The sequence below is a fragment of the Streptomyces sp. WAC06614 genome, from assembly GCF_003949795.1.
In the GTDB taxonomy this organism is placed as follows: domain Bacteria; phylum Actinomycetota; class Actinomycetes; order Streptomycetales; family Streptomycetaceae; genus Streptomyces.
In genome coordinates this window covers 1-12,026 of the sequence record NZ_RPRY01000214.1, presented here as the reverse complement: position 1 = coordinate 12,026, position 12,026 = coordinate 1, and the positions used below count along the sequence as shown (strand labels likewise).

The following is a 12,026-nucleotide window of genomic DNA, read 5'->3' as shown; positions in this document are numbered from 1 at the left end:
GCCCCGCGGCGGCCCCGGACCACGGCCCCGGCCCCTTCGCGGACCCGCAGCCCGGTCCGGAACCATGCGCGGACCCGGCCCCGCCCGGCGGGGAAGCGGTCGGGGAGCCCGCGTACGTGTTCGAGCCTGCGCCCGGGTACGGCGACGGGGGTGCCGAGCAGCAGCAGCGGGCGCAGGAGTGGGAGCGCAGTCAGCGGGAGGTGCAGGACGCGTACCGGGAGCGGCTGGGCTCGGCCGAGCGGGACACGGCCGGCCGGGCGGAGGCCGAGCGGCGGCTCGCCGGGGCCTTCGAGGCGTGGTCGGCGCGGCTGCCGGAGGGTTCCCCGCCCGAGCTGGCCCTCGCCGTCCACCGGCGAGCCGGAGCCATGCTCCAGGAGCTGCTGGACGCCCGCCCGGACGACCGCGCGGCCGCCCTCGACCTGCTGCCGCAGGTGCTGGAGGCCGCCGCGCTCCAGGAGGCGGCCGTGCTGGTCGCCATGGAGCGCTTCGCGACCGTCTTCGACGGCTGGAGCCGCCCGCTGACCTCCGACGGCCAGGGCACTCCCCCGACCACCGGGCTCTCCCCCGGGGCCCGGGAGCGCGTACGCGCGCACATGGCGGACGTGTTCCGGGCGCGCGCGGAGGAAGCGGCGCGCCGCCTCTTCGGCGGCCCCGACGACGTGGGCGAGCGCCTCGCCGAGCAGGCCGCCCGGGGTGAGCGCGAACTCGCCGACCTGCTCGCCGCGTTGCCCGCCGACCTCGATCTGCGCGCCGCGTACGAGCAGGCCCGGGACCGGGCCGAGCAGGCGGTCACCGCCGCGGAAGGCGACTGGCGGAACCGGCTCGGCGAGGCCGACACCGCCCTGCTCATGGAGCTCGGCGTCGCGGGCCGCTCCGCCCCGCTGTCCCCGGACAGCCTCGCCCTGCTGCGCCGGGACCTGGCCGACCGGGTCACCGCGGCCTTCGAACGGGCCCTGGGTTCCACGGAGTCGGCCGCTCGCATCCGCTCCGGCGGCTCCGCCGCGCTGACCGAGCTCCAGGTCCGCCTCGCCGAGGACCTCGCGGACCTGCCGCACCGGTTCGCCGTCCAGGCGGCCCGCGAGGCCGCGCTGAGCCGGGTCGCCGACGCCGTGGCCGCGGCCGCTCCCGGCTGGACCACCGAGGGCCTGGCCCGACTCGGCGAGGAGGCCGTACGGGAGCTCGGGCTGACCGGGTCCCTCGGCGGACGGGTGCTGCCGCAGGTGCTGCGCGACCTCGCCGGCCGGATCGACGCGCTGCTGCGCGAAGGCGAGGGCGGGGCCGGGGCGGAGGCAGCGGCCGGCACGCTGGCGCTGCTCACGGATCCCGCGACCGTGCACGACCTGATCAGCCTGTACGCGGCCCGGGAGGCCGCCGTGCTCCGGGCGGGCAGCGACGTCCGTGACCGGGCCGGCGGCCACGGCCTGGGGCCCGACGCGGTCGACCGGGTCGCCCGGGGCCACGCCGACCGCGTCCGGGAGCGGTTCGACCGGCGCTTCGCCGACGCGGTCCGACGCGGCCGGGACGGCATCCGGGATGCGCTGGAGGGCTGGCGGGGCGACCTGCGGGAGCTGCGGGGCGGGATCGACGCGCACCTGGTCTTCGAGTCCGTGGCCGTGCCGGCACTCGCCCGCGCGGGGCTCGGTTTCGACACCCTGGCCGACGGGCGCGGGCTGGACCCGCGCACGCTCGCAGCCCTCAAGGAGGCTTACGGCGCCGACTGGTTCACCGCCTACCGCGGCCACTTCGGGCCGCAGGACCTGGACACGGCGAGCTGGCTCGCCCATCAGCGCGGCCACGAGAACGTGCTGTCCGTGACGGGCCCGGACGCGGGGCCGGGCCGGCTGGGAACGGTCGCCGGCCCGGCGGCCGGGGAGCCGGCCGGCGCGCTGACCCGGCCGGCCCCGCCGGCCCCGCTGCCCGCGCCCCTGAGCACCTCCACGGACCCCGCCCCGCAACCCGGTACCGCTCCCGGCTGGGGCAGCGAGCCGGTCCGGCAGCCCCCCGCCGGCTCCGGCGCGGCGGACGCCCCCACCCCGGCCGACAGCGACGTACCGGCCACGACTCCGGCCACGACCGCGGAGCCGCAGGCAGGCCCGTTCGCGGAGCCGTACGCGGACCCGTACGCCGTGAGCCGGGAGAACGGGCCGACGGACCCCTCGCCGGAGCCCGGCGCGCCGGTGCGCACCGAGACCTTCACCGAGCGCTGGTTCCCGCCGCGCACCGAGGCCAAGCCCTCGTACACGCTGACCGACTACACCGTCACGGCGCCCCGCGACGCCGACATGCCCGGGCTGTCGCCGTCGGACCGGCTGCGCGAGGGTTCGTTCGCGCGGCGGGAGCGCGCCCGTGTCGTCACGGGCCGGAAGCTGGGGGCCGAGGGCTTCCCGCACGTCCAGGTCGTGCGCCAGGTGGTCATCGAGCACCCGCCGCTGACCGTGTCCGGGGACGGCACGGTCGCCCTCAGTTCCGGGCACGACGGCCAGCAGCTCTACACCACCCCCCAGGCCCACGCGCACGCCGTCGCACGACTGCGCCCCCACGGCAGCGACCTCGAACTCGTGATGGACCGCAAGGTGTTCATCGACTTCCGTCACGAGGGCCGCGACGTCCGGCTCTACAAGGTGACCGCGCGTTTCGAGTCCACCCCGTCGGACGTCTGCCGGGACTTCTCCGGTCAGGTCATGGGAGGCAACCACACGCACGTCGTGCTCCACGACACCCGCACCCCGATGGAGGGCGGCACCGGGCGGCGCGTCATCGCACCGGTCAGCACCACCAACGGGCTGGAGGTCGAGGGCACCGCCCACCTCGTGGACGCCCTCACCCGGCAGATCCTCGACCCGGGCGACCGGCCCCCGCAGGACCTGGAGGAGCTGCGCGACACCATGGCGCGGGCCCGCAAGCAGCCGACGTCCACCTGGCCGGCGCCGGGCGAGATGTGGGGCCGGATCATGAACCGGTTCGATCCGGGCAACCTCACCGAACGCAGCGCACTGCACGACGCCGAACTCGGCACGGGGATCAACGGCCAGGCCCACGCCCACGTCGGCGAGGGCTACCTCGTGCAGTCCATGCCGGTCAAGGGCACGGACGGCGGCCGCACCATCGCCCGTGACTTCAGCCGCCCGGGCGGCACGACGAGCGGCGGCTACGGCTACCACTTCGCCTCGATCGTGCTGCAGAGCCACGACGGCCAGCACCAGGTGAGCATCGAGAACCTGCAGATGCGCGAGGTCAACCGGGCGCCCCTGTCCGAGGTCCTCGACCGCAACGTCGCGCACTACGGCGACTCGATCGCCGAGATCGAGCGGGAGCTGAAGGCCGCGCAGGCGGCCGGTCTGATCCCGCCCGGCGACGAGCGGGTCCGGCTCGCGCAGGAGATCCACCGCGTGGTCCGGCTCACCCGGAAGGTCCAGGAGCTGGAGGGGGTACCGGGCCAGGAGACCGAGGCCGCGGAGCGCAGGCGCGAGCTCGCCTCCGCCCGGCGCGACGCGATCCGCGCGTTCACCGCGTTCATGGGTGACCGCTACGGCAGCGCCGGCGACAACTGGTACTTCTCCCTGTACGGGCGCGGGCCGGGCGAGACGTTCCACGAACAGGTCAGCCAGCTCGACTCGGTGACCCTGGACCGGGGCTTCCCCAACCCGCTCACGGTCGTGGTCATCGCCGACCACGTCGACCAGCGCTTCCTGCTGCCCTTCCCGGAGGGCTCCGCGCGGCTGGGGGCGGTGGAGACGGCCCGGATGGACCGGCTGGCCCACAAGGTGGCCAAGGCCGGTCTGTGGCAGGCCCAGCAGGGACTGCCGCTGCCCGACGTGCGGATCGACGTCCGCTCCGTCAGGGCGGACATCGCGTTGGCGTCCGCCCGGGAGAAGGCCGTCACGGCGCTGTTCACCGAACGGCTGGACGCCGCGCTGGCCGAGCTCCAGCGCGACCGGCTCGACGGCGATCCGACGGTCACGGCCGACCGGTTCCAGATCCGCCCCGGGCACAGCACGCTGGCGCCGGGCGCCAAGGGCGAGGAGCCGCCCGTCTCGCACGTGGTCCTGCAGACCGACATGGCGGGCAAGAGCCCCGCCCTGAAGGTCGACCTGAGCGAGGCCCGGCTGGGCGAACTCGCCCGGGAGACCGGGATGGTGCGCGGCAAACGGCTCGGCCCGCTGGGTGCTTCCTCGTCCGAGGTCCCGCCGGAGGTCGTCAGCCGGATGCGTGACGTGGTCGGCGTGGTGCGCGAGGTGTTCGGTACGCGGCGCACCGATTCGGCGATCGGGCTGCTGACGGACGCCCGCCGCCTGGCGGACCTGGTGCGGTCCGGGTACGGGCAGCAGGGCGAGTTCACCCCGGCCTCGCTGGACCCGCTGGTGCGGGACACGTTCGGACTGGCCCCGGACGCGCCCGTGGACCACGCGCTGCGCCGGCGGCTGCTGGAGCTGGCGCCCCTGGCCAAGACGGAGGGCAGGCCGCTCACGGTGCAGGCGTTGCGCACGACGGCCGAGCGCAGTGCGCCGTCGGTGCCGCCGGCGCCGGCGGACCCGCCGGGCGGGCCCGGGGTCCGGACCGTCGACGGGCTGTTCGTCCGTGACACGGACCTGCTGCTCCGGCCGATCCGCGGGCGGGGCGAGGGCTGGGGGTCGTTCACCGAGGCCGACTGGGCGGTGCGCGAGGGCCCGTACCGGCAGCTGCCGACGATGAGCACCTACGAGGTCCGCTCCCGCTGGGACCAGCCGTCCGGCCGGTCGTACCCGGTGCCGTGGAAGGGCCGCACCCCGTACTTCGCGCTGCTGCACTCGGACCCGAAGGGACACCGGCTCGTCCTGAAGGACGGGGTGACCCAGGTGCACGTGGACGGCACGCATCTCGGGCGGCTGCTGGCGCGGCGTCCGTCGCTGGCGGAGCTGCGGGACGGGCTGGAGCCGACCGGGTTCGCGGTGGTGCTGATGGGCTGCGAGTCGGCCGCCGACGCGCACGCCGTGGAACTGGCGGTCGGGGCGAAGGTGTTCGCGCCCAACGCCAAGGTGGGAGTGGCCGAGGGCACGCCGGGCCGCCCCGACGACACCTCCGTCCCCGCCACGCTGTACCTGCTCGACCAGGGCGGGACGGGCTCGGCCCGGGAGAACGCGCCCGGGCCGGGCACGGACGGGCCGGGGCCGTCGCCGGAGGGCGGGCCCGGGCCGGAGGGCGGGCAGCCGCTGGACAGCGACCACGTGTCCCTGTCGGTCTCCTTCGGGGAGGACGAGGGCCCCACCTCGCTGACGGTGTCGTTCGGACGCGAGAGCCGTACGCTCGACGACCAGCAGCAGGCGCTCGTGGAGGACTTCGGGCGCAGGCTGGCCGCCGAGTTCGTCGCCCGGCACCGGGCCGGTGAGCCGCTCCCCCAGGTCGCGATCACCGGCCGCGGCAACGCCCCCCTCGGGCTGGCCAAGTCGACCGGCATGGAACGGGCGATGGCCGTCGCGAACCAGCTCCGGATCACCGTCAGCGCGGAACTCGCCCGCGAGGGGATCGAGTTGAACCTGTCCAAGCTGATCAGCGAGGACACGGCGGGCCGCACGCTGCCACCCGAGGAGGCCCTGCCGGGGGTCTTCGACGAGAAGGCGCGGCGGCGCAGCTCGACCATCAACGTGCTGCGCCTGCCGCGCACGACCGACTCCGCCGCCGCGCCCCTGTCGACGCTGCCCGAGCCGGGGGCCGCCCAGCCCGGCGGCGACGCCCCGGACACGGTGGTCACCCCCGCCCCGGCGCCGGCCCGCGACGGCGACGGCGGCGGGGCGGGGGCCCACGACGGTCCGGGCGGGTCCGGGACCGGCCTCGGCACCGGTCCGAGCACCGACCACGGCACCCACCAGGACTCCGACCACGGCACCGGCCAGGACTCCGGACACGGCTCCGGCTGGGATCCGCAGGCCCGGGAGCTGGCCCCGCGCGGGGTGCGGGTCGAGGAGCTGCGCACCGGGCTGGGGCTGCCGGAGTCGGCGCGGGAGAGCCTCGGTGGGCTGCTGGACGCGGCCCGTACGGGTGACACGGCCGTACTCAAGGCGCTGTTCACCGATCCGCCCGCCGCGCTCGCCGGCCGCGACGGCACGGCGGTGCTGCGGTCCCTCGGCGGGGACATCCCCGAGTTCGCGCTCTGGCAGCTCGCGCACCAGCTCCCCGACCGCACCGCCGACCTGCACGCCCTGCTCACCGAGCGGCGCGGCGGGACCCCGCCCTCACCGGAGGAGGTCACCGCCCGCCGGCAGGCCCACGACCTGCTGCACGGGAAACCGCGGGTGACGGTCGTGGTGGCCTCCGGCCAGGGCTGGGGCCACCAGGCGGCCGCGGTGATGGTGATGCGCTCGGCGCGCGAGCTCGGCTTCGACGGGGCGTTCACCGTCCTCGCGCCGGCCGCCGTACGGGACCGGCTCGCCCAGCTCCTCACCCCGGACCTGGGCCGCCACGACGTGGTCCTCCGCAGCGACGAGTTCGCCCCCGAGGACTCCTACCCGGAGCCGGTGCTCCCGCCGGAGCTGCGCAGCGACCTGACCCTGATCGGCGCCAGCGACACCCTCGGCGTGAACCAGGAGTCCGCGCGGGCCCTGCTCGACGCCACCGGCAGCGACCGCGCCGTGGTCCTCACCCCGCACGCCTGGCACGCGCCGCGCGCCGTGTACGCGCGGGACGGGGCGGGCGAGCCGACCGCCGGGTCCCTGGAAACCAAGGTGGGTCCGGCCGACGCGCTGTACCGGTTCCACGTCCCGCGGCCCGACCACGGGCCGACCGGGGACCCGGTCGCCGACCTGCTGGGCGACGCGGTGCGCTCGGGGCAGGTCGACCTGATGCCCGTGTACGGGCTGGCGCGCCTGAGCGACAACGTCCGCGCCAGCGCCCCCGAGCACCTCGCGGCCGCCCTGCACGAGCTGGGCGGCCGGCCCACGGTGCTGCTGGAGGTGAACGGCAAGGAGATCGGGTACGCGCCGAAGTTCGAGGCGGACTGGCTGGTGCGCGGCGACGCCCGGGTGCTCGGCCCGGACGGCGTCCGCGCGCTGCTGGCCGGGCTGCGGGAGGGGGACGTCCTGCTGCTGCGCACCGGCAACCTGCACCGGCAGGCGTTCGAGCGGCTGTTCCAGCTCGGCAGTCATCCGGCGGTCCAGGAGGGTGCCAACACCACCAACACCACGCTGCTGACGGGCCGTCCGTACTTCTCGCCGCGCACCAAGGAGACGCCGTACCCGAGTCCGCTGCCGGACGTGGCGCCCGACATGCTGCGCCAGCGGCTGGCGGAACCGCTGAACAACTTCGATCCGCCGGGCGAGATCGTGCCCCGCGCGCACGTCCAGGCGCTGATGGACTCCCTGGAGAAGGCCGCGTACGCCTGGGACGAGGCCACCTGGAAGCGGGCCACCCTGCTGCCGGGGCTGTACGAGAGCGCCCCGCACGAGGCGGCGGCCGCGCTGCGCGACGCGGCCGCGAAGGCCGGGACGGTCGCCGACGCGCTGGCCCCGCACGATCCGGGGGCGGCGGAACGGGTCAGGGCAGCGGCGCGGCGCGCCCTGCGGGACGCGGACGCGATGGACCGGCTCGCGCACATCGCGCACGCGCCGGCGCTGCTCCAGGCGGTCACCGACGCGATGACGTCCGGGACCCAGTGGTCCCGGAAAGTGGCCGACAAGCACCCGTACCGGAAGCTTGAGGTCATCGACCGGGCGCTGGAGTCGGTGTCGGCGTGGCTGAGCGCGCTGCCGCAGGCGCACGCGGACGGGTCGCACTGGAAGATCCCGGCGGACCGCCTGGACGGGTACGTGAACTCCGTCCGGCGCGGGACCCGCCCGCGGCAGGCGGTCGACGAGGACCAGTTCGACACCGCCGCGCAGCGTGAGGTGTACGCCCTGCTGAGCGAGGGCCTCGACGCGGACGCGCTGCGCACCCTCAAGGCGTACACGGACGCGCAGCAGTGGCAGTCGGCGCAGGCGGCCTCGCGGACCTCCGAGGTCCCCCTCGTGGACCTCGGCCCGCCCGCCCGGGCGCGGCGGAACCTGGAGCGGCTGGCGCAGCGGCTGCGCGCGGAGCGCGTCGTCGCGGAGGACGTGCTGCGCAGCAGCTACGCCTCCAACGACAACGCCCCGTCCCCGGCAGCCGTCCGGACCATCGCGCAGGCGCTGCGCGACTTCCGGACGCCGGGCACGGTCCTGCACGGCTACCACCAGGAGATGTCCCGGCACGCCGCCGACTGGCGGCAGGACCAACTGCTGGGCGCGCTGAGGCACATGGACGACACCGACCTGGTGAACGAGCAGACGGCGCTGGCCGCCGCGCACCAGGCGCAGGAACAGCGGCGGTGGGCGGCGGGCGCCGAGAGCAGGAAGGCGGCCGCGAACGCGCCCAGCAGCAACGGCGAGCCGACGGTGTCGTACGGGTCCTGGAAGGACGGCAACAAGGACCCCGCCACGCTGGGCGGCCTGGCGGAACGGGTCTGGAACTCGGAGACGGGCTCGTCCACCAGCGGGCGGCGCACGACCAGCCGGACCGGCAGCGAGGGCGACGCCGACTCCACGGACGGCCGCCGGCGCCCACCGGCCGGAACCGGCCGGGACGACGGGCCCCGCCCCGAGGAGGAGCGCCCGCCGTCACCGGAGCCGACCCAGCCGGTCTCGCTCGGGGTCGACTACGACGCGTTCGACCCGTTCGGCGACGACATGGTCTTCGCCGGGTCCGAGAGCGACAACGGCTCCGTCACGCCGGGCGGGGACGCCCCGGCACCCACCGACAACGGGCCCGGGCCGGACGGCGGGCCGCAGGGCGCACCGCCCGGCGGCGGGCCGGGGCCGGTCGGGTCGTCGGTGTCGCCCGGCGAGCCGCACGTGCGGACGGTCACGGGCGAGCTGGTCCGCGACGCCGACCTCTCCGCCTGGGAGATCAAGGACGCGGAGGGCACCGTCCGCGGCTGGGCCTCGTTCGACGGTGCCGACACCGCGCTGCGCCAGGACCTCTACCAGCACCTGTCGGAGGTGACCCACTACCAGCAGCGGGTACGGCCCGACCAGCCGGCCGGCGAGGAGCTCGCCGTGCCCTGGCAGGGCGACGGCATCTTCTTCGTGGCCGCGCACATGACGGAGCGGGGCGTCCAGGTCCAGGTCAAGGACCGCCCCGACCCGGTCGTGCTGTCGGCGGCCGAGGTCGCCGCGTACCTCCGGCGGAACGGGACGGTGCCGGCCCCGACGCCCCCCGACACCGCACCCTCGCTGGTGCTGTTCGGCTGCGGCTCGGACACCCTGGCCCAGCAGACCGCCGACGCGACCGGCTGGACGGTGTACGCCACCAACGCCCCGACCGGCATGGTCCGGGACGCCCCCGGCGACGAACCGGTGCTCTACGTACGGCCCGCCCCCGACGGCTCACCGGGCGAGATCCGCACCTTCCGCCCGGCCGGGGCGCAGGGCGAGGCCGGGCCGCCGCCCGAGCCGTACCGCTCGGCGCGGGAACTGCGCGCCGACCTCCAGGGCACCACGCACGTCCCGGACGTCCGCGAGGTCACCCCCCTCGGCTCGCTCGGCGTGGACGTGTTCGACCTGCTCAAGCTGCCGGAGGCACCGCACTTCCTGCGGGACCCGCAGACCGGGGTGCCGTACGACTACTCCGGCCTCGGCGCCGACGCGAGCGCGTACTTCCTGATGCAGATGGACATGCGGTTCGAACCGGACCCCGCCGAGCTGCACCCCGCCCATCTCACCGAGCAGGCCGGCAAAGGGCGGTTCAGCCTGTCCGGGACGCGCACCAGCAGAAAGTGGGCGCCGTCGGCGGACGCGCCCCCGCTGTCCTCGGACACGGTGGAGATCCCGCGGGTGGTGCACTCGATCTGGGTGGGTGGTCCGGTGACCGGGACCGGCCCGTCGGCCGGGTTCTGGCGGACCACCGCGCAGAACACCGTCACGCTCCAGGGCCAGGCCTTCTACGTCCTGTGGACGGACGTGCCCCGGGCCGAACTGGACCCGCTGATCGACCTGCCCGAACCACCCGCCGACCCCGACCAGGCCGACCGCTGGCACTTCCTCAGATGGGCGGAGCAGCACAACATCGCGCTGGTCAACGTCTTCGAGGTGTTCCACTCCGCGATGGCGCCGGAGAAGTTCCAGGCGCTGCTGACCGAGCTGTTCAAGCAGTACGGGCAGGGCTACGCAGCGTTCAGCGACTTCCTGCGCGTGATCATCGTGGAGTTCTTCGGCGGCCTGTACAGCGACGGGGACAACGCCATCCATCACCTGGGCGCCCTGCAGGCCGCCGTGGAGAGCCGGGCCGCGATGGCCACCCACCGGGTCGGCAGCAACTTCGGCAACTCCGCCTGGTCGATGCCGTCCGGTCACCCGTTCGGCAGGAGGCTCTCGCAGCAGCTCGCCGGGAACTACGACCTGACGCAACGGCAGCTGTACGGCGGCTCGGCCGACGGCATGGCGCCCGAGATGTTCACGACCACGATCGGCCGGCCGCGCCGCAACTCGGTGATGCTGCGCACCGGCCCCGACGCGGTGGTCCCCGTGGCGCGGGAGTTCGGGTACAGGTCGGTGCTCGACCTGCCCCCGATGGACGGGGTGGTGATGGGCGGGGACGCGTCCTGGCTGCACCCGGCGGCGCAGCCGCGGGCCGAGGTGGCCTGGAGCCGCGAGCGCACGCTGGAGTTCACCCAGAAGGTCACCCACACCCTCATCCGCAGCCTCTACAACCGCGAGGGCGACCTGCACCTGTACCAGATCGCGTCCGCCGTCCGCCGGCATCCGCAGCCGGACATGGTGTGGCAGGCCGCACTGGAGTACATCGCGGGGCGCGAGGACCTGCGGTCGATGGTCAAGAGCATCACGGTGACCCACCTGGAACACGCGGACCGGCCGCCGCTGGTGCTGGAACTGCCGCCGCAGGTCCAGGCGTTGTTCGAGATCCTGCCCGAGGTGCGGCCGCCGCTCGGCGATGCCGAGGGCTGGTGGCTCGGCGAACGGCTCACGTCCGTACGGATGCTGGCACCCGACGAGACCCAGCCTGCGCCGGGCCCGGTGCCCGCGCCCGCACCCCCGGCGGACGGTCCGTACCCCACCGACAACGCGCCGCGGCCGGGCGGGGAGGGCTGGGCGGACTCCGGCCTCCGCTTCGTCCAGGTGTCACCGCAGTACGCCGAGCGGGTCCTCGGCATGCCCGTCGCCACCCAGGCCAAGTTCCAGCGGCTCGCGGACGAACAGAACGTGGTGGTCGACGCGCGGCCGACCAACCCCGACGCGGTGATGCGCCTCAAGGACGGCGAACTGCCCAAGCCGGCGGAGATCAAGGCCAAGACGATCACCGAGCTGGACACCCTGATCGGTGCCCGGGTCGAGGACATCGGGCGGGTCGGGTTCTTCGAGCCGCGCAGGCCCGGCCCGGAGACGGACCTCGACGCCCGGCCCGGACTGCGCGAGGCGGTCGAGGCGCGGTACGCGCAGCGCCGCGAGGAGTACGCGCAGCTCGCGCCGAAGATGCTGGAGCTGGACCTGTCGGGCCGGTTCACGGTGCGCGACGGCGTGGTGCACGGGCGGGACGCGGAGGGCGCGTGGCGGCCACTGACCGGCGACCACGACGTGTTCGACCTGATGCACCGCGACGGCAGCCGGCTCGCTGCCGCGGAGCACGACGCGCTGCTGCCGCGGATGCTGTCGGGCGGGATGGGCGTCGAGCACGGCGCGCACATGCAGTGGCGGGTCCAGGAACCGGCCGACGTCAGGATGTTCGAGCAGGTCATCGCCGCCCACCAGCAGGGCGGGGAACCGCTGCTGCGGTTCGTGCCCGGCATGCCCCGGCCGATCCTCACCTACGCCCGCCCGGACGTCCGCAGCCACACGGGGCCGCTGCCGGACCTCGGTGCGATCCCCACGGACGGCCCGGCCCTGGACACGGTGGTGGCGCAGAGCGCCACGATGGAGGTGATCCCGCCCCCGCAACGCCGCAGCGTGCCGGAACCGATGCCCGTACCGGGCGCCGGAGCAGGTCCGCAGCGGGCGCGGACGGATGCCGGGGCGGGGGCCGGGACC

The 12,026-nt window shown here is 75.5% G+C and carries 1 pseudogene; it reads left to right on the top strand.

The window, feature by feature from the left end:
* Positions 1–116: 116 nt before the first annotated feature.
* Positions 117–12,026: pseudogene (locus EF918_RS24510) on the top strand (hypothetical protein); the annotation flags it as partial.